The following is an 18,706-nucleotide window of genomic DNA, read 5'->3' as shown; positions in this document are numbered from 1 at the left end:
TTTTAAGAGTCTTTTTTGCTTTCTTTTTTCTGTTTGTAATCGGCTATAGCTGCTTTTATTGCATCTTCAGCAAGTAGTGAGCAATGTAATTTGACCGGTGGAAGTGACAATTCTTTTGCTATTTCGGTATTTTTAATAGTCTCGGCATTTTCTACCGATCTTCCTTTAACCCACTCCGTTACTAAAGAACTTGAAGCAATAGCTGAACCGCAGCCGAATGTTTTAAATTTAGCATCTGTAATAATCCCGTCATCATCAACTGCGATTTGTAACTTCATAACGTCACCGCAAGCAGGAGCTCCAACTAGTCCTGTACCAACATTTTTATTTTCTTTATCAAGCGATCCAACATTACGAGGATTTTCATAATGATCTATCACTTTTTTGCTATAAGCCATTGTTATTCTCTAAAATTTGGTTTTGTATGTTATACTTGCGTGAATACCTGAGCCGTCATTGCGAGGAAAAACTGCAAGTTTTGACGAAGCAATCTCAGGATATTTGACAAGATTGCCACGCAGCCTACGGCTGCTCGCAATGCCGATATTCTCAATGTACAGCCCATTTAATCTTTTTCAAATCAATTCCCTCTTGCATCATTTCCCAAAGAGGGCTTAATTCCCTTAGTTTATCGATTTTTGAGCATATTAAATTTACTGCGTAGTCAACTTCCTGCTCGGTAGTAAATCTACCTATGCCGAACCTAATTGCAGTATGGGCAAGCTCTTCACCGATTCCCATAGAACGTAAAACATATGACGGCTCTAAAGAGGCAGAAGTACAAGCAGAACCGGAGGAAACCGCTAAATCTTTAATGGCAAGGATCATTGATTCTCCTTCAACTCCGGCAAAGCTTAAATTTAAATTACCTTTATATCTTTGATTTTTATCGCCGTTTAAATAAACTTCTGAAATTCGCTTATGTATATTATTTAAAAATCTGTCGAATAAGTAATTTACGTGCTTAGTATCTTTTTCCATCTCACTATACGCTATTTCAGCAGCCATGCCAAGCCCTACGATTAAAGGAGTCGGTAGCGTACCTGAACGCATACCTCTCTCCTGCCCGCCACCGTTTATGAGCGGTGTAACACGCACACGAGGTTTTTTCCTTACATATAATGCACCTATTCCTTTCGGACCGTAAATTTTATGCCCTGAGATACTGGCAAGATCAATATTAAATGCGTTAACATCAATTGGAATTTTACCAAAACCTTGAGCAATATCGGAATGAAAAAAAACGCCCTTTTCACGGCAAATTTTCCCGATTTCCTTTAAAGGCTGAACAACACCTATTTCATTATTAACCACCATAACTGAAACTAACATAGTCTGATCGGTAATGGCATTTTTTAGAGTTTCTAAATCGATTATTCCATTTGGCTTAATCGGTAAGTATGTGATTTTTATACCTTCTTGCTCTAAATGCCTGCAAGCATCAAGTACGCATTTATGTTCACTGACTACGGTAATAATATGATTCTTTTTATTGCTGTAAAATTTTGCTATTCCCTTTATTGCAAGATTGTTAGACTCAGTTGCACCGGAAGTGAAAATAATTTCTTTAGTATCCGCTCCTATTAACTTTGCTACCATACTCCTTGCCTCTTCAACGGCGTTTTCTGCCTCCCAACCGAAAGAATGGCTGCGTGAATGAGGATTGCCGAACTTGGTAGTAAAATAAGGCAACATTGCCTCCATTACTCTTGGATCTATTGGAGTCGTCGCCTGATAATCCATATATATCGGTAAGGTTAAATTGTTTAATTGTGGGTTCATATGGTTAAATTAATTCATGTTTTGGTATAGTTTAAACAGTCATTGATGTCATTCCTGCGGAAGCGGGAATGACATAAACGGAGCCGTGCAACAACGTAGCTTTTAGCTAGGAATGACATCGTAAATCTCCTCAAAAGCCTCTATAAAAGCCTCTATATCACTTACCGTATTAGTATGGCTTAAAGATATCCTAATCGAAGATTTTGCTTCTTCTTCCCCTACACCCATATTGGTTAATACATGCGATTTAGATATTTTTCCCGATGAACAAGCAGAACCGGAACTTACGCAAATATTATGTAAATCAAACCCGATTAATTTCGCTTGTGCATCCGTATTTGGTATAGTAATTAAGGTAGTATTAGGCAACCTAGCTACGTTATTACTAACAATATTTACATTAGGATATTTTTTTAATTTTTTCTCTAAATTTTCTTGTAACTTTTTGATTTTTATATAATTTTCTGAGATATTGTCTGTCCTCAATGCAGAAGCTAAACCAAATCCTGCAATTGCTAAAACATTTTCAGTGCCTGAGCGTACTGATTTTTCCTGCCCTCCTCCTATAATCATTGGAGTAACTTGAAAATTAGAGCTAGAAATTAAAGCAGCACCACCCTGCCCCCCTCCTATTTTATGCCCTGAAATTGTAGCAAAATCTAATCCTAATGCTTTGATATTTATTGGTATTCTGCCAAAACCTTGCACTAAATCGCTATGAAATTTTGCCTCATATTTTTTAGTTATTTTACCTATCTCAGCTATATCTTGTAAAACTCCGCTTTCATTATTAGCCATTATTATGGAAACTAGTTTTTTACTAGTATTACTTTGAGCTAACAACTCTTCTAAATGTTCTAAATCAACTAGCCCTTGCGTATTAACACTTATAACTTTAATATTTGGAGCGTAGTTTATATGGTTATAGATCGATAAATGTTCAATAGCTGAAATAAAAATATCGCCGTCATAAAAATTTTTCATTATTAAATTATTACCTTCAGTTCCTGATGAAGTAAAAGTAATATCATATTCTCTAGATGATAAGGTTATACCAAGAGCCGTCGCTATTTGTGCGCGTACCGTTTCTATGAGATTCTTAGCAAATCTACCTGAGCTATGTGCTGATGAAGGGTTAAGCTCCTTGTCCATTAAACTTATTATGAATTCCTTAACTCTAGGGTCGATAAAAGTAGTAGCATTATGGTCTAAATATATCATATATTTAAATTTGAGTTTAAAGCATCTTTAATTGAGATATTTTCAAAATAATCTCTAATATGCTTACCAAGACCTTGCCATAATTTATGCGAATTACATTTTATTGTATCAGGCACGCAAGTTTTAACTGACTTCTTATAGCAGGTAGTCATTATAAAATTTTCGTTAACGGCGTCCATAATATCGGAAATTTTTATTTCTTCTAGGTTACCGATTAAAATATACCCACCTTTCGATCCTCTAATAGCCTTAACTAGATCAGCTTTTTTAAGTTTAGAAAATATCTGCTCTAAATAGTTAAGCGATATATTTTGTTTTACGGACATTTCATTCAAAGTGACCGGTTCGGCACTTGATTTTGAAGCCATTTCAAGTATTGCCATTACGGCATATCTTCCTTTCGTCGTCAGCATCATATAACCAACCTATTAAAACTTAAAATTGTTTAATATCTACAATACCCAAGTAATTTAGTCAAGTATATAATTATATTATTTAATAAAAAATTAGTTTGTTAATATAAACTAAAATTTAATTGTGTAAAAACTAGTAGCAGTAGAAAAGAAGGAGAGAATATTATAAATAAGTGTTAATCCAACATTACCTAGGGACGTTGTTGCATGGTGCAAAAAACACCTTCAATATCATTCCTAGCTAGAAGCGGGAATCCAAAATTGCTTTGTCATCATCCCGCAAACTTGTAGCGGGACCCAATTAAATATTAGTACTTTAAATTATTTTTATGGTCCCAGTGGTCAAGCGAACTAGGTGACATAATGGGTTTTACCAATCCACGCAACAATGCTGGAGTATGACATTTAGCTGGATGCTTGCTTTCGCAGGAATGACATTTAATTATAAAGAGTTAATTTATTATCCACGCCCTCTGTTTGTTGTTCTATTTCTAGCTTTAGGTTTTGAAGAAGCAGCAATATTTTTTAAATTAGTTTGATAATTTTTAATTTTCTCTATTCTTTCCTCTCTTAGTTTTTCATAATGAGTTTTAGCATTTTTTCTGAAACCTACTTTGGTTTCCATATTTTTTACAAAATCAGTAACAAGTATTCGTAGATGCCCTTGAATATCGATTTGACAATTTTTATCTAAAGCACCGGGCATAGTTTCTTGTATTTTTTTACAGCACAGTACATATCTAAAGCTTCAGGTTGATAATGACCGCTATTATTACGAAGGTAATCAATTTTTCTCCTATCATTTATACCTATAACTCCTGCTGCTTCCGCAGGCTTTCCACTTAAAAATGAACCGTGAACAAGATTTTTAGTATTTGGCAAATATTGATTTTTATGAGTACCCATATAAATTGTTCCATCCTCTCCCATTACAAATGCTTGAACATTATTCATGCTTTTACTTTCTTTACCGATAGTAGAAGCTACTTTACCGTTAGCATCAAGTAATCTTTGAGAGGAGGTATCATAGAATAATTGGTGATTTTTTTCTTCTGGTCCCATACGTAATATTTTAAATTTATGCCCATCCCATATTTGTTTACCTTGAGCTATTTCTTGAAGATGATGTTCTGCAAGTTTTGGATTTGGATGAACTACTTTAACTCTTACAGAATCTACTATTGCATCGTTTAATTTTCCTAACTCATGTTCCGGTATTAAAGCATGCTTAAATTTCTTTATTAATCTATTCCAATTATCTCTAGCTCTAGTTTTGGGATCTCTAAAAGGTGTATCAATATTTCTTCTGACATCTCCAACTAGATAAACTTTATTATCTTTTTGGACTAAGTTATCTTTGTATAAAGGCTCTCCTTCTTGATTTATAAGTGGACCTTTTCTTGCAATAGCAGCTAATTGACCATCCTTATAAAGAATAATTTTTTCATTACTTAGTCCAAACTTTGAATTAATTTGTATTTTACCCTGATGATTTAAATTACCAATACCGATACCGTCAATATCTGCAATTTGAATATCTCTATTTTTATCAACAAATTTTCTAATTTCTTCAGAATTATTAATAAATTGACCGTTATCCTTTAATATTCCTTGTATATCGCCGATAGTATAAGTAAATTCTTCTTTGATTGTTTTTGTGTCCTTTATAAGACCTACTGCAGCGAAAATTTGTTGAAAGAAATTTAGATTGCTCTTTACTTCAACATTTTTTACTCCAATAGCTTCTCGTTCATGAATTACCAATTGATCCGGCTTTAAGTAGCCGCCTTTATCATAAATATTAATTACTCTTCCTCTTATAAGGTCTACTTCTGTTGCTTCTTTATCTTGTGAAAATGCCTTAACTTGCGGCTCTTCTGCAAACCTTACTTTCTTTTTTTTCTTACCCATTTAAATTACCTAAATCTATAAAAAAAATACCTTTAGGTTTCATTTTAACAATAAAAACTTTTATTTTATAATAGGCTGTTTTTTTAGTAAATTGAGGATTTAAAATCACATATTATATGATAACTGATTTTGCTTACATATAGTGCGATAGGTTCTTGTTAATTTGCCAAATAGCGACAAATACTAAACAAGTTGTAAACATTTGTAGTAGCTGTAATAATATGCTTAATTCCGGTATTAATATAATAATAACCGGTTGTAATATTATCGGGACTCCGCTTGAAAACATTACTAACCTTATAGAAGTTTGTATTGAAGTTTTAGTAGTAAGTAAATTAGCTAAGCTATATACTAACAAAACTATAATACTTCTCTCTAATAAGAATGTTACAAACCAAAATAATATAATAGCCGGCATACCGAAATAAATAAATAAATTTGGTGCATATAATAAATGATCGGCAAAATATTTTTTTATTATTTCAGGAGTTAAAATTACTTCATTTTGCTTGAATATCTCAGAATAGTTAACAGTACTTGGGAAATTTTTCTTAGTATTGGCTACAATTAAATTTATCTTCAGCTTATTCTCTTCAAGTACAAACGGTATTTTGCTTTTTTCTTTGTTAGAAACTTGATTTTTTGTATCAATGACGACTATTTTATTGTTATTCTTGCTATATAAATATATAGGCTCTACTTCTTCAACTGAAATGTTTGAATTATTATATTTAATTTCCGGTAATTGATTGATAATATATTCAATGTTGGCTGTAACTTTTGATGATTGTATTCCGTTAAAATAATCTTTTAAAGTTATTATGTAATTTAATATAAAAATACAATAAATTATTGATGGAATAAAAGATAAGGTAAATACATATCTTATTCCATACCCTTGATAGTTTTTATATACATCTTTATAAAACTCTATAGAGCAAATTGATAAATGTAATTGACGGAGTAATGCATTTAATCCTCCTAATATAAATGATAATAAATACATGTATAAGTAATTTATTTAAGTTTTTCAACCTCTTCCTTCTTTAATCCGGTTGAGGTAGCTATTAAATCAGTTTTTACACCAGCTGTGATTAAATTTTTGGCTATATTAATTGTGATTTAAGTATTTTTTCTATTTCTATTATATCATTTTGACCGAGTTTGGTCAAAATGTAGAATAAAATTAACTCTATATAATCAATCCCTATATTAACCTCAGCAAATATAGGTAAAAGGTCTGCTATTTCTTACCATCTCTTTAACAAATCTCGTGTATGAATGTGCTTCATAAAAAATTATAAAATTCCGGACCAAGTATTTTCTGTCAATTTTTCATCAGGAATTTCATGAACATTAATTAGCTGATAATCATTAATCCAAGTAGCTTTTACTAATTCACTATTTTCAAATAATTCCCATAAATTTAAAGGAGCAGTATATTTTTGTATGCCATTATAAAACACTAAAGGATATATGAAAGGAAATTTTGTGTTTTTTAGTACTTTCTATGATATTCAGCAATATTTAACATATACCTAAATAACCGGAAAGCCATATAATAATATTAACCAATGTCTTAGAAGATAATTAAGGTGATCATAAGCTTTTTAAGCAAGTAGAAAATATGGCTTTGCAGCGTGACTCTCTTGTTGTACCGGTAAAACTACTTATTTCAGTAGAGGAAAATAATAAACGAATACAAAGGCCCGATAGAGTTTTGTGTTATAAATCTTTGAGTATTGAAGGAAACGCAGAGTTAATTAATATAACGCATTCTCATTTGTTAGAAATAGATGTTAGTGATCTAACGGCAAATGCTTTAGCAGAGAAGATTTTAGAGCATACAAATAATATTGAGTAAATGAATAATATTTTAGATTACAAATCATACTACGATTTAATTGAGAATCTGAAGCTAGAAATCAAGCAAATACGAATTCGTGCACATTTAAGCGTAAATAAAGAATTGATAAAACTATATTGAAATATTGGTTTTCAAATAATTAAACGTCAAAAGCTTGAGAAGTGGGGAGCAAAAGTTATAGAAAATATTTCTAAAGACTTATTAAATGAAAAGATTATCTTATCAAAATATTTCTTATATGAGGCAATTTGCTGAAGAATATAACGATGAACAAATCCCCCAACAGCCTGTTGGAGAAATTCCCTGGGGATATCATATAGTCATTGTCTCAAAAGTTAAAAATCATACTGAAAGGCTTTGGTATGTATGCACACAAAACTATAGAAAACGGTTGGTCACGTAACGTACTAACCTTGCAAATTAAAAGCAATTTATACGCAAGATCAGGAAAAAGTATAAATAATTTTGGACATACTTTACCGGCAATGCAGTCTGATTTAGCAAAATCAATTATAAAAAATCCTTATAATTTAGAATTTCTAGATATTAAAGAAAATATTTTAGAACGAGCACTAGAAAATAAGCTAATAGATAATATTAAGGATTTTTTATTAGAACTCGGTCAAGATTTTGTATTTATAGGTAATCCATACCTATAGAATTAGAAGGAGAGGATTATTACTTAGATTTAGTTTTTTATCATGTTAAACTTAAATGCTATGTTGTTATTGAATTAAAAACGGGTAAATTTAAACTTAAATTAACCGAAGAATTTACCTACGAAATTAAAAAGCTATTTACCTAGTCCAAAAGATTTAGCTAGGTTAAAGAAACGAAGAGAAAAAGGATAATTATGAGTAGTGTAAATATTAGTTTAGCAACTCCTGATAATATTACAAATATTTTACCTTTGATGGCTCAACTTGGCTATCCTGCTAGTTCAGAAGAATTAATAGCACGTTTTAAGAATTTTATAAATCGTGAGGCGTATGGTGTTGCTTTAGCTAGTTTAGATAATAAAATAGTTGGATTTATTGCTTGGTCTAAATCGCTGCTTTTCGCCTCAGATAAAACTAGAATTCATATTGAAGCTTTAGTTATTGATGAGAATTATCGGGGAAAACAAATAGGTAAAAAGCTTATGGAATATTTAGAAGAAATAGCAAAAAAATATAGCCTCGTAATCGTTGATCTTACTTCTGGTTATCGATGTGCTAAAGACAGTACGCATATATTTTATGAAGTGCTAGGTTATCATAATTCCGGAGAAATGGCTAAATTATATTTAAGAAAAGAGTTATGAAGAATGAATCTGTAAAGAATATACGTTTAACCACTGCAACCGTTGCTGATTACCCTCTAATCCAAAATATGGTACGGTTTTATATATATGATATATCGCGTTATTGTGGGTTTGAATCAGATGAATATGATTGGACATTGCCACGAGATGGTTTATATGAAGCTGATAATTACAAAAAATATTTTATAGAAACGGATAGGAAAGCCTATTGAATTAAATTAAATGACGAAATAGCAGGTTTTATATTGCTTAATAAGGTTGGAACGCATTATAAAATCGATTGGAATATGGGGGAATTTTTTATTATAGCAAGATTTCAAAATAAAGGAGTTGGTAGGCAAGTAGCTAAGCAAATTTGGCAAATGCATAAAAGATTATGGGAAGTTGCGGTTATTCCTGAAAATAAGCCGGCATTAATATTTTGGCGGAAAGTCATTAACGAATTTACCAAAGGTAATTTATCTTGAGGAAATTAAACTTGTTCAAATGAGTGGTTATAAGGCCGAAAGAGTTATTTTTGAATTTGGTGCCAATATATTATGAATATAAATTTTACTACAACCTAATCTCTGCTTTTGCTAAATCTTTTAAAGTGCGTGATCCGGTGCATAGCATGGTAATTTTAAGCTGCTCGATTATCAATTGTATCTCTTCGGAAAGCAAGCTTTCAGAAGTATCTGCCGCTTTTAAAAATTGACCGGCAAGTCCAAAAATATTAGCTCCTATACGAATTGCTTTTGCACCGTCAATGCCGGATTTTAACCCGCCACTGGTAATAATCGGAATATCTTTTGAAACTTCCCGCACCATTTTTAGAGAATCTAAAGTCGGGATTCCCCAGTTAATAAAGCTACTAGCTATACGGTTTTGTAACGAATTTGTAGCACGATAAGCCTCTACTTGACTCCAAGATGTCCCACCGCTCCCTGCAATATCAAGAACCTTAACCCCTGCGTCAATAAGACTCTCAGCAACTTTTTTAGATAAACCGTATCCTACTTCCTTAACAATTACCGGAATAGAGAGGTAATTAACCACTTCTCTTATCTTAGGTAACAGCTTTTCCCAGTTTCTATTACCTTCCGGCTGAGTCAGTTCCTGTAACACGTTTAAGTGTAAAATTAAGGCATCGGCTTTAATAGCATCCACTAAATATTGACATTCTTTAGGTGTCACTCCGTAATTAAGCTGTACTGCACCGATATTGGCTAGTAAAGGGATATCGGGAGCTATATGCCTTACTGCAAATGTCTTGATTGTATCCGGTTCCGTTAACAAAACCCGCATAGAGCCAAGCCCCATAGCAATACCGGCTTTTTGAGCGACCTGTGCAAGTCTATAGTTAATATCTCTAGCTCTAGTCGTGCCTCCGGTCATACTAGAAATTAGGATAGGTGCTTGTAAAGATTTTCCGAGGAAAGTAGTAGTTGTATTTATGCTATCGTAGTTAATTTCCGGTAATGCATTGTGAATAAAGTGAATAGATTCAAAACCGCTTTTAAGTGTAGATTCAACGTTTTTCGTAAGATTAATTTCAATATGGTCTTGCTTTCTTTCTATATCTAAATTCTGATCTTTTAGCATTTTCTCACTAATTCTTTTTACACTTAATCTATATTAATATATCTAGGTTCTGTGAAGATTTCTAATTGATTTTTTATTTTGAAGTATTTTTTAGCGAAAATTAATAAGATTTTTGAAGGAATAGTTATTCATATTTCAAAAAAACTTATAATTTGCAGCAAAAAAGAGTCATAATTATGATTATTCTATTAAATGTCCACAGAACCTAAGCATTAAAGAAATAATCAAGTGCTGCAAGTTTTGAAGGTAAGTTTATTAATGGGTCTGAACGCTCAAAATCATAAGCATTGTAAAGGAGTACAGTCTGATTCTATAATGTAAGCGTGTATATTTTTAGGCTCATTATTTTCTAGCTTATACCCTATAACATAGCTTGAGTATTTTGGTTCGATCAATTCTAAACTCCATTCTATATCCTTATCCCACCATAGTTTTATATGTGGCATTTTTAGCCATTTTAAAAAAAGCAAAAAATGAGAAGTAGAAAGTGGGGTAAAGCTTATGTTAATATATTGCTTATCATTAAATAACTTGTATTACCTTTAAAATGCCCCGCTTTGAGCTTTATATTCTCCGACCTGTTGTAATACCAATTAATTTAATTTCTGATAATTGTGTAATTACTTTATGCATTTTATAGCCTCTTATTAATTCACTAAGTAAGTTAAAACTAATCTAAAAAGGAATTATGATAAGATTTGAATATTATCTAACTTTTTTTGAAAAGCAAAAAGTCCTTAGTTTATGATATGTTTACTGTGTGAAGTATTTATAAATTGAAATAGCAATAAGACATGGTGGAGCCAGGGGGAGTCGAACCCCCGACCTTTTGAATGCCATTCAAACACTCTACCAACTGAGCTATGACCCCAATATAGTCAATTGATTTGGACCCGCCTGCATCGTCATTCGTCGTTCTCCTATTAGTTAGTTTTAACTCCTCGCTTCTGGTGTGCAAATCCCACTGACTTGACTATAATTCTCTTATACTATAATAATAAAACTAAATCTATAAAATTTAATCTTTATTTTGCTAACAATGCCATAGCATCTCTGGAAGACATTATATTATCTACTAATCCAAATTTTTTTGCTTCTTCCGGTGACATGAAATTATCACGTTCCATACTTTTTTCGATATGTTTTAACTCTTGTTCAGTATGTTTACTATACAATTCGTTAAGTAACCTTTTGATTTTTAGGGTTTCTTGAGCGTGGATTTCTATATCGGTAGCTTGCCCTTTATAACCTCCTGATGGTTGATGGATCATAATACGACTGTGAGGTAAACTATAACGCATCCCCTTCTCGCCCCCGCACAGTAAAAGTGAACCCATAGAACAAGCTTGACCTATGCATAATGTAGCCACTTTAGGTTTTATATATTGCATTGTGTCATAAATTGCAAGACCTGCGGTTACAACTCCTCCGGGGGAATTGATATACATATATATATCTTTTTTAGGATTTTCTGCTTCAAGAAACAATAATTGTGCAACAATTAAGTTTGCCATATGATCTTCAACAGTACTACATACAAAGATTATACGTTCTTTTAGCAATCTTGAATATATATCATAAGCACGTTCACCGCGTGATGTTGGTTCAATTACTATCGGTACATACGACATTAATATTTTCTCCTGAAATTGATTAATTAAATAGTGTTTCGTCATTACGAGGAGGTTATTTTAATAAACCGACGTGGCAATCTCATGAAGTAGCATAGAACTCCTGAGATTGCTTCGTTGAAACTTACAGTTTCTCCTCGCAATGACTTATAATAGATTATTACTTCTTATCTTCTAAAGCATTAGCAAGTATATCTCCCATATTGGTAGTATTATCACTAGAGCCATATTCTTTGAGAGCTTTTTGACGTTCTGCTATTTTATGAGCTTTTACCGATAATAAAATTCTACCGGTTGATTTCTCGATAGAAACAACTTTTGCTTCTATTTCTTTGTCTATTTGAAACATTTCAGGCTTCTGCTCGTCTTTTTCATCCGATAGTTCAGTTCTTTTAATAAAACCTGCTACTTTATCGTTTAATAATACTTCGAGTCCCTCATCTTTAACTTCTGTTATAAGGGCTTTAACTATGGTGCCTTTTTTATATTCATCACTGATTTCTTGATATGGATTCGGCGACAATTGTTTTATACCTAAACTAACTTGTTCTTTTTCAATATTAATGGCTAGAACTTTGCATTCTATTTCGTCACCTTTGTTGTATGATTTTAATAGATCCGTTCCTTTATCTTCCCAGCTAATATCACCTTCATGAATCATGCCGTCCATATTATTACCGAGTGCAACAAAAATACCGAAATCCGTAATATTTCTAATCGGTGCTTTAATTATAGTACCGACAGGATTATTTTCAGCGAACTTTGTTAAAGGATTTTCTTGGCATTGTTTAATACTTAAAGAAACACGATGCTTTTCAGTATCGACCTCTAAAACTACGAATTCTACTTCTTGCCCTATAGTTAGCGTTTTTCTAGGATTTTGATTAGATTTTAACCAACTAATTTCGCTTGAATGAACAAGTCCCTCAAGCCCGTCTTTTAATTCTATAAATACGCCGTAATCAGCAAAATTTGTAACTTTACCGGTCATTTGTTTACCGACGGGGAATTCTTCTTTAATTGCTTCCCATGGGTTAGAATCAAGTTGTTTTATACCGAGTGATATTCTTTTGGTTTTTTCATCAAACTTAATAACCATTACTTTAACCTTTTGGTTAAAGTCTAACACTTCTGAAGGATGGTTAACTCTTCCCCAAGAAATATCGGTTAAATGTAATAAACCGTCAACACTTCCAAGATCGATAAACGCACCGTAATCAGTAATATTTTTTACGGTTCCTTCTAATACCATGCCTTCTTTAATTTTAGATAGCATCTCATCTCTAGCTTCGGAACGTGATTCTTCTAAAATAGCTCTTCTTGAAACTACTATATTACCAAGCTTTTTATCCATACTTAAAATTTTAAACGGTTGCTTGATATTCATTATAGAAGTAGGATCTTTAATAGGTCTAACGTCAACTTGGCTTCCCGGTAAGAATGCTACTACACCGGATAAATCCACGGTAAAGCCTCCTTTTACACGACCGAAAATCGTACCGTCGACAAATTCGCCCTTGGAACACATGATTTCTAGTTGTCCCCATAATTCTTCTTTAACTGCTTTTTCACGGCTCAATATTGTTCTGCCGTTACGTCCTTCAATTTTCTCGATGAAAACTTCAACTACGTCCCCAACTTCAGGTAAAGCTAAAAATTCAGACTTAGGTATTCTACCTTCATTTTTTAATCCAACGTCAACAATAATTATATCGTTTTTTATTTCGATTACTTGACCTTTAACTACCGTTTTTTCTTTTATATGACTTGTATCAACGGTTTCAAGCATTTTAGAGAAATCTTCCGCAAATTCGTGATTCATTGCTGCAAGTTGTGGAACAAATCGTTGTTTTAGTTTTATTGACATATTCTTCTCGTAGTATTAGCTAAAGTGCCTAGGCTAATAAAATTTTTTTGAAAGGTTAATAAAATTGGATGCTCTTGCATGGCTAAAAAAAGCGTTCTATGTCATTCCCGCGTAGGCGGGAATCCAGAAAAAGCGAAATTGAGCTTTTAATATTAAAAATTCAGTGTGTTTTTACCTTTTAGTTACTGAATTCCCGCCTACGCGGGAATGACATACTAGCCATGCAATAACGCCATAAAATCGAATAAAATAACCTAGCACTTTTTCAAGTTATTTTATTCTTTATATAATTTGTTACTTCTTCTACGACTTCCATAGCCGAAAGCTTTGAAGTATCGATAATTAAAGCATCTGAAGCCGGTAATAACGGTGCAGCTTTTCGCTCTTTATCTCTTTTATCTCGCAAAATTATTTGCCGTAAAATCTCATCGAGTATACATGTTTTTCCTTTTGCTTGCAACTGCTTATATCGTCTTTCAGCCCTAATTTGAGGATTTGCGGTTATAAAAATCTTTAAATCGGCGTCAGGTGCAACAACGGTGCCTATATCCCTACCCTCCATAATCATTCTAGGTGTTGTTTTTACTAGATTAATCAGGTATTTGTTTAGATTATTTCTAATTTCACTTATTACGGCAATTTGCGATGCTATATTTCCTATATTCTCATTCTCTAAGTCAAAATTATTGTCGAGTTTTAATTCTTTAGATAAAGCAATTACCGCATCTATATCAGTGACATCTATTTTTTGACTAATACAGTCAAACGCAAGCTGCCTATAAACAATACTTGACTGAAAATATTTAAGAGAAAATTTCTTGGCCAGTATTAAACCGATAGTCCCTTTACCTGAAGCAGCAGGACCGTCAAGAGAAATAGTGAAATTTTGAGAAATATCAAAGGCTTTAGTTTTTAAATCCACCATAAAATTATAGACTAAATAATAAAATATTATAAATAATGGAAATAAAGCTTGAAATCTAGTACATTAATGAATTTTTTAAAAAAACAAGGGTTAAAAACTACATATAGATTTAGTAGTACACCCTATGATGGGGTAATCAACAAATTAATTTTTTGATTTACAGCTTTAGCGTATTTTTGAAGGCTTAAGAAATTAGGAATATGATGTCCGCTTTCCATTCTTGCTATTTGCGCTTGAGAATTAGACATTTTTTTAGCAACATCCGCCTGAGTCATATTAGATGCAAGACGAACCTTTATTAAAGTGCTTGCTATCTCAAATTTCATTTTTCGTTCTTCATAAGCTTTTTTTACTTCGGGGTTTGATAATAACTCTTTTTTAAATTCATCAAAGTTTTTCATTAAAACCTTCCTTTAATCTTAAGTTTTAGTTATTGAAATAGCTGTTTTAGGAGTTTTTTCTGTTTTTTTAAATGTATGCAATATAACTATTTTTTATCAATATAATCTTTTTAACATATAACTTGAACTAATCAATTGACACTTATCTTAATTGTAAATATTATAAGGTCCATAATTCAATAAAGCCAAAACTACATAAAGATTAAAAAAATTATCAGGGTGATTAGCTCAGTTGGTTAGAGCATTACGTTGACATCGTAAAGGTCGGTGGTTCGAGCCCACTATCACTCACCATTCTCCATTTTTCGGTATTGCTACAAAGGTATCAAACGGCGAACGCAGCATAAAGTAGAGGCTTTTCAGTGTTCAAAGAAGGTTAGAGAATATCAATTAGATAGGATAAAATTTATAAACCTTCGGTAGGGCAAATCTCCAAATGGTGACCGTTAATAAATACTTCAGCTTCTTCTTGTGTTTTCATAAATTTTATCCGTTAATATACTTACCGGCGTTAATTTTTATTGCAACAGCATTCTCCTTCAAAAATTTAACTCCATTTATTCCATATGGATGATGTATTATTCCTTTCTCCATAGCTTTCTCAAACCGTGGCAGTAAAGAATCAACAGCTTTCTTTATTTTTTCATCAATAATACTATAACAATTTTGACCTTTATATTTACCTATATTAAGTAGCTTCAGTATTTTTAATATACCCTTTCTCTGGAATATTCCATGAAGTGATATAATGAGTAATTTTATGACTTAATATATGAAGCTGTTGTTTTTTTTTAAGCTGATAATACTGATGAATTTTTTTGCATCATATTGCTTAAATAATTGATCTAAATCCTCTGCGTCATTAACCTCTCCAAAATCATTTGTAAAAATTTCTTCTTGTTTTTCCTTACTTAATTGGTTTGCATATTCCTTAGCTTTATTTATGTCATTATTAAGTAAAGCAGCATTTATTCCAATTTCTAAAGTTTCTTTATTTTGAGGGGCATCTTCTAAAACTTTCTCTACATTTTGTAAAACGTTTTGAGAATTTTTAGAAACAAATTCTTTTGTATCTTCTGCCATTAGCGAGATGCTGGCAGCATTAAGGACTTCTGTTATTTCTTCTTTTTTTAATGTATTTGTGCATTATAAATTATAGAATTTGGATCAGGAAAAGCTGCTAAAGTAGATAAATTTAAACTTTTATAAATAGCAATATCGTTGTTAGGAATGTTATTTAATATATTACGTGCTATATCCAATTGTTTTGTATAAATGGCAACCGAAAGTACAAGTAACTCATCAGTATTATTGACATCAGTTTTTTAAATTATTGTATTTAAATCCTTTGCTAAACGTATTTTTTGTGCAATTTTTCTCTCATCTCTCATCTGAAAGAGTATTATATTTAGCAGTATATTTATAAAGCCCAAAACTTTGAACGTGGTAAGGTAATAAATTTTTAGAATTCATTGTCTCTAATTTTTCATTGGTGATATTATTTAAGTCTCGACCTAATTTTAGTAAAGCTTTAAGGCTACCTTCAGGCATCTTATTTAGTAAATTTTCTATATTTTTTGAATCAGAGTGATAACCATAGATAGTCCATAAATTATATATGATTTCTTCCTCTTCAGGTAACCTATCTATTGCACTATTATAATATTTTATAGCAAGTTCTAACTGACCAGTTTTATAATAAACAACCCCCTAAGTTATACTGACACCAACCTATATATCTTTGGCATTTACTTGATCATCTATAGTGATATTGCTAAGTGCTGCCGTAAGCAATTTTTTAGCTTCATCTAAGTGATTATTATTAATTAATATGGTAGAGAGCGTATATGTAATATTGTAATAATGCCTTATATGAGGCGTTAAATCTTTAATAATTTTATCTCCATACTCCATGATATAAACTGATTGACTAACTCAAATAAAGTATTGGTATAAGCTTTATGAATTTGAAATTCGTATTGGGAATATATTAAATTTAAATCTATATTTGCTTTTGACAATATATCTATAAATAATTTTTCTGCTACTTCCACATGGTTATTCATTATACTGCAATGTATAGCAGTGATCATCCCTTGAAGTTGAAGAAAAATATTTATAAAATTAATAGTTTTGGGTTCTTTATTTACAATAGGAGTACTATAAGTTTTGGGGCTTATAAAAATGCTAATTTCTTTATTCGCTTTTAATGCAACATGATATTTGCTTAAGGCTTCTTTCAGTACTTTATGTTCTTGAATATTTTTATATTCATAATTATCAAATAAAGTTTTTAGTGTATTAAGTTTTAGGCTTGTTACTTGTGGAATACCCAATTTTTTGTTGTTTTGCTATCTAAAGAGTTTAAAAGAGTTGTTGCTATTTCTGCACTAGCATCTATAGAACTTTTTACATTTTTTAATGGTTCTATTCATTCCCCCGCTACAATTAAAGCCTTTTGTGATTTAAACTCTATTATTTTATTGTATGACAATGCTATAGGATTAAATTTTGAGACTGCTGAAGATTTAGGATTTTTTATCATAATAAATACTTATTAATAAATAGGCATGTATTATAAAGTAAACCCGCTATTTTGTAAAGAAAATACTAATTTTTTAATTAAAGTTAATAACTTGAAGCATTTCTATTGGTATTTCACCCCTACTATTTTAACTCTTAATAAACACCAATTCGTTATCGGATGAGTGTTTAGTACTAAATGCATAACCTAAATATGAGAAATTCTTAAGTAGCTCAGGTGAGTCAATTAGGTTGTTAGCAATAACCTTGACCATCGCCCCTCGAGCTTTTTTAGCATTTATACCGATTGTTGATAATTTACCGTTCCTATTTTCTTTAAAATGAACGTTAACTAATTGATATTTAAGTTTATTTGGGTTTATTACAGATGAATATTCTTGTGATGCTAGGTTGAGTAAATATTTATTTTCCTGTTTAGCAAGAATTTTATTAATATAATTAGTGACTTCATCTTGCCAAAAGTTTGTTAAATTTATTTCATTTAATTTTGTTGCCATTTCTAATCTATACGGCTTAATAGTATCTAGCGGTTTTAAGACTCCGTAAAATCCTGATATAATAAGCAAATGTGATTGCAAGAAATTTAATGCATGATTAGTTAATTTTTCTATATGTATATTATTAAAAACATCTCCTGCATAAGCAAAAATAGCCGCTTTACTCTCTTGATTATCAAAATCCTTAAATCTTTCTTTATTTATATGTGCAAGTTTTGCACTTATATTCATTATTTTCGATAATTGATTCTCAGAATAGCTTTGAAGTGTAGAAAGTAGTTTATTAGTTAACGTAAGGAACATTGGAATCGTCAGCTCCGTCTTGGGAGCTAACTTCTCGAAATTTAGAGTTTTAGCAGAAGAAATAATAGCAAGCATTTCTATCTAGCCGGAGTACTCGGAAGAGATGAAGTAGTGCTAGCGATATTTCTGTTAGTACTATCGATTGTTTGCATAATTGCATAGCTTGGATCACCGTCAAGCTCTACTACTTCTTTGGGTTTCGTAGTTTTTGGACCGGTACAGCCAATTAAAGCTATAGAAGCAAATAAAATTATTAAATACCTTATCATAAATACCCTGTTTTAATTTTACACTTAAGATAGCTGCCTATTATTATAATGTCAAGTGAGAGGAAAATTTTATTACCCTACCCTATAACCTTTCAGTAATAGTCTAAAGATTCTTCATAATATTTTAAATCTAATTCTGCATAATTTAAATGAGGTTCATCTTTGCTTCTTTCTATTTCGGGTTTAGG

The 18,706-nt window shown here is 31.5% G+C and carries 27 protein-coding genes, 2 tRNA genes and 1 pseudogene; 8 read left to right on the top strand and 22 right to left on the bottom strand.

Annotated features, from left to right (window positions below; genetic code table 11):
* Positions 1-2 precede the first annotated feature (2 nt).
* The 8 genes from iscU to RSL_RS09980 form a co-directional block, all read right to left on the bottom strand.
* Complete coding sequence (gene iscU / locus RSL_RS03755; protein WP_014273535.1) at positions 3-398, bottom strand: Fe-S cluster assembly scaffold IscU; 396 nt, start codon at positions 396-398, stop codon at positions 3-5.
* Positions 399-549: 151 nt separating this feature from the next.
* Positions 550-1,782, bottom strand: a complete 1,233-nt coding sequence (locus RSL_RS03750; RefSeq protein ID WP_010977349.1) for an IscS subfamily cysteine desulfurase — start codon at positions 1,780-1,782, stop codon at positions 550-552.
* Between the two features lie 102 nt (positions 1,783-1,884).
* Entirely contained in the window at positions 1,885-3,003 is a 1,119-nt protein-coding gene (locus tag RSL_RS03745; protein ID WP_014273534.1) for a cysteine desulfurase family protein, read from the bottom strand.
* Entirely contained in the window at positions 3,000-3,419 is a 420-nt protein-coding gene (locus RSL_RS03740; protein WP_012150915.1) for a Fe-S cluster assembly transcription factor, read from the bottom strand. The genes RSL_RS03745 and RSL_RS03740 overlap by 4 nt, the downstream gene beginning before the upstream one ends.
* A 457-nt stretch (positions 3,420-3,876) precedes the next feature.
* A complete protein-coding gene (locus tag RSL_RS03735) occupies positions 3,877-4,122 on the bottom strand; it encodes a hypothetical protein (protein ID WP_004998335.1) in 246 nt (81 codons plus the stop codon).
* Positions 4,107-5,327, bottom strand: coding sequence for a hypothetical protein (locus RSL_RS03730; protein WP_014419831.1), 1,221 nt, complete (start codon positions 5,325-5,327; stop codon positions 4,107-4,109). Before RSL_RS03730 ends, RSL_RS03735 begins: the two co-directional genes overlap by 16 nt.
* Positions 5,328-5,460: 133 nt before the next feature.
* A complete protein-coding gene (locus tag RSL_RS03725; RefSeq protein WP_014273532.1) occupies positions 5,461-6,333 on the bottom strand; it encodes a DUF1189 family protein in 873 nt (290 codons plus the stop codon).
* 292 nt (positions 6,334-6,625) lie between these two features.
* Positions 6,626-6,793: an Rpn family recombination-promoting nuclease/putative transposase gene (locus RSL_RS09980; RefSeq protein ID WP_014120874.1), complete on the bottom strand. Its 168-nt coding sequence runs from the start codon at positions 6,791-6,793 to the stop codon at positions 6,626-6,628.
* A gap of 161 nt (positions 6,794-6,954) precedes the next feature.
* Here RSL_RS09980 and RSL_RS03715 point away from each other — a divergent pair, with 161 nt between their 5' ends.
* From RSL_RS03715 to RSL_RS03690, 6 genes and pseudogenes are all read left to right on the top strand, one after another.
* Positions 6,955-7,191 carry a hypothetical protein gene (locus tag RSL_RS03715; RefSeq protein WP_014273531.1) on the top strand — a complete coding sequence of 79 codons (237 nt, stop codon included), beginning with the start codon at positions 6,955-6,957 and terminating at the stop codon, positions 7,189-7,191.
* Positions 7,192-7,399: 208 nt separating this feature from the next.
* Entirely contained in the window at positions 7,400-7,597 is a 198-nt protein-coding gene (locus RSL_RS07815; RefSeq protein ID WP_014419830.1) for a DUF1016 N-terminal domain-containing protein, read from the top strand.
* Positions 7,557-7,999, top strand: a pseudogene (locus RSL_RS03705) (PDDEXK nuclease domain-containing protein). Before RSL_RS07815 ends, RSL_RS03705 begins: the two are co-directional and overlap by 41 nt.
* A 48-nt stretch (positions 8,000-8,047) precedes the next feature.
* Positions 8,048-8,497 carry a GNAT family N-acetyltransferase gene (locus RSL_RS03700; RefSeq protein ID WP_014273529.1) on the top strand — a complete coding sequence of 150 codons (450 nt, stop codon included), beginning with the start codon at positions 8,048-8,050 and terminating at the stop codon, positions 8,495-8,497.
* On the top strand, positions 8,494-8,709 hold the full coding sequence (locus tag RSL_RS03695) for a hypothetical protein (protein WP_004998351.1): 216 nt from the start codon (positions 8,494-8,496) through the stop codon (positions 8,707-8,709). The genes RSL_RS03700 and RSL_RS03695 overlap by 4 nt, the downstream gene beginning before the upstream one ends.
* A 33-nt stretch (positions 8,710-8,742) precedes the next feature.
* Positions 8,743-8,964: an acetyltransferase gene (locus RSL_RS03690; RefSeq protein ID WP_012719761.1), complete on the top strand. Its 222-nt coding sequence runs from the start codon at positions 8,743-8,745 to the stop codon at positions 8,962-8,964.
* Between the two features lie 88 nt (positions 8,965-9,052).
* On the opposite strand, the gene fni is transcribed toward RSL_RS03690, so the two are convergent.
* The 7 genes from fni to RSL_RS03655 all read right to left on the bottom strand — a co-directional run bounded on the left by fni (position 9,053) and on the right by RSL_RS03655 (position 14,905).
* Positions 9,053-10,081, bottom strand: a complete 1,029-nt coding sequence (gene fni, locus RSL_RS03685) for a type 2 isopentenyl-diphosphate Delta-isomerase (RefSeq protein WP_014273528.1) — start codon at positions 10,079-10,081, stop codon at positions 9,053-9,055.
* Between the two features lie 278 nt (positions 10,082-10,359).
* Complete coding sequence (locus RSL_RS09540) at positions 10,360-10,527, bottom strand: hypothetical protein (RefSeq protein ID WP_014273527.1); 168 nt, start codon at positions 10,525-10,527, stop codon at positions 10,360-10,362.
* A 349-nt stretch (positions 10,528-10,876) separates the two neighbouring features.
* Positions 10,877-10,952 (bottom strand) — tRNA-Ala (locus tag RSL_RS03675).
* Positions 10,953-11,106: 154 nt separating this feature from the next.
* Positions 11,107-11,712 carry an ATP-dependent Clp endopeptidase proteolytic subunit ClpP gene (gene clpP / locus RSL_RS03670; RefSeq protein WP_004998361.1) on the bottom strand — a complete coding sequence of 202 codons (606 nt, stop codon included), beginning with the start codon at positions 11,710-11,712 and terminating at the stop codon, positions 11,107-11,109.
* A gap of 160 nt (positions 11,713-11,872) precedes the next feature.
* Positions 11,873-13,579 (bottom strand): 30S ribosomal protein S1, encoded by a 1,707-nt coding sequence (locus tag RSL_RS03665; RefSeq protein ID WP_014273526.1) that lies wholly within the window; start codon positions 13,577-13,579, stop codon positions 11,873-11,875.
* A gap of 265 nt (positions 13,580-13,844) precedes the next feature.
* Positions 13,845-14,504, bottom strand: coding sequence for a (d)CMP kinase (cmk, locus tag RSL_RS03660; protein WP_012719757.1), 660 nt, complete (start codon positions 14,502-14,504; stop codon positions 13,845-13,847).
* A 122-nt stretch (positions 14,505-14,626) separates the two neighbouring features.
* A complete protein-coding gene (locus RSL_RS03655; protein ID WP_014273525.1) occupies positions 14,627-14,905 on the bottom strand; it encodes a helix-turn-helix transcriptional regulator in 279 nt (92 codons plus the stop codon).
* A gap of 217 nt (positions 14,906-15,122) precedes the next feature.
* On the opposite strand from RSL_RS03655, the gene RSL_RS03650 reads away from it, so the two are divergent.
* Positions 15,123-15,199, top strand: a tRNA-Val gene (locus RSL_RS03650).
* Between the two features lie 471 nt (positions 15,200-15,670).
* Here the strand turns inward: RSL_RS03650 and RSL_RS09535 are convergent.
* The 5 genes from RSL_RS09535 to RSL_RS03630 form a co-directional block, all read right to left on the bottom strand.
* The gene (locus tag RSL_RS09535; protein ID WP_041472088.1) at positions 15,671-15,988 is read right to left on the bottom strand and encodes a hypothetical protein; all 318 of its coding nucleotides are present in this window, start codon (positions 15,986-15,988) and stop codon (positions 15,671-15,673) included.
* A gap of 47 nt (positions 15,989-16,035) precedes the next feature.
* The gene (locus RSL_RS10475; RefSeq protein ID WP_016830817.1) at positions 16,036-16,167 is read right to left on the bottom strand and encodes a hypothetical protein; all 132 of its coding nucleotides are present in this window, start codon (positions 16,165-16,167) and stop codon (positions 16,036-16,038) included.
* 118 nt (positions 16,168-16,285) lie between these two features.
* A complete protein-coding gene (locus RSL_RS09325; RefSeq protein ID WP_167316226.1) occupies positions 16,286-16,456 on the bottom strand; it encodes a hypothetical protein in 171 nt (56 codons plus the stop codon).
* 180 nt (positions 16,457-16,636) lie between these two features.
* Positions 16,637-16,819 (bottom strand): hypothetical protein, encoded by a 183-nt coding sequence (locus RSL_RS03635; RefSeq protein WP_016926331.1) that lies wholly within the window; start codon positions 16,817-16,819, stop codon positions 16,637-16,639.
* The gene (locus RSL_RS03630; protein WP_041472087.1) at positions 16,786-17,241 is read right to left on the bottom strand and encodes a hypothetical protein; all 456 of its coding nucleotides are present in this window, start codon (positions 17,239-17,241) and stop codon (positions 16,786-16,788) included. Before RSL_RS03630 ends, RSL_RS03635 begins: the two co-directional genes overlap by 34 nt.
* 12 nt (positions 17,242-17,253) lie before the next feature.
* On the opposite strand from RSL_RS03630, the gene RSL_RS03625 reads away from it, so the two are divergent.
* Positions 17,254-17,466 (top strand): hypothetical protein, encoded by a 213-nt coding sequence (locus tag RSL_RS03625; protein WP_016770243.1) that lies wholly within the window; start codon positions 17,254-17,256, stop codon positions 17,464-17,466.
* Positions 17,467-17,577: 111 nt separating this feature from the next.
* Here RSL_RS03625 and RSL_RS03620 read toward each other — a convergent pair whose 3' ends face one another.
* Both RSL_RS03620 and RSL_RS03615 read right to left on the bottom strand, forming a co-directional pair.
* Complete coding sequence (locus tag RSL_RS03620; protein WP_014273523.1) at positions 17,578-18,324, bottom strand: YaaA family protein; 747 nt, start codon at positions 18,322-18,324, stop codon at positions 17,578-17,580.
* A gap of 2 nt (positions 18,325-18,326) precedes the next feature.
* Complete coding sequence (locus tag RSL_RS03615) at positions 18,327-18,518, bottom strand: hypothetical protein (protein WP_004998377.1); 192 nt, start codon at positions 18,516-18,518, stop codon at positions 18,327-18,329.
* Positions 18,519-18,706 lie beyond the last annotated feature (188 nt).

This window comes from Rickettsia slovaca 13-B (assembly GCF_000237845.1).
GTDB lineage: Bacteria > Pseudomonadota > Alphaproteobacteria > Rickettsiales > Rickettsiaceae > Rickettsia > Rickettsia rickettsii.
Note: the sequence above shows the minus strand (reverse complement) of the source record. Positions and strands in the feature narration are given on the sequence as shown.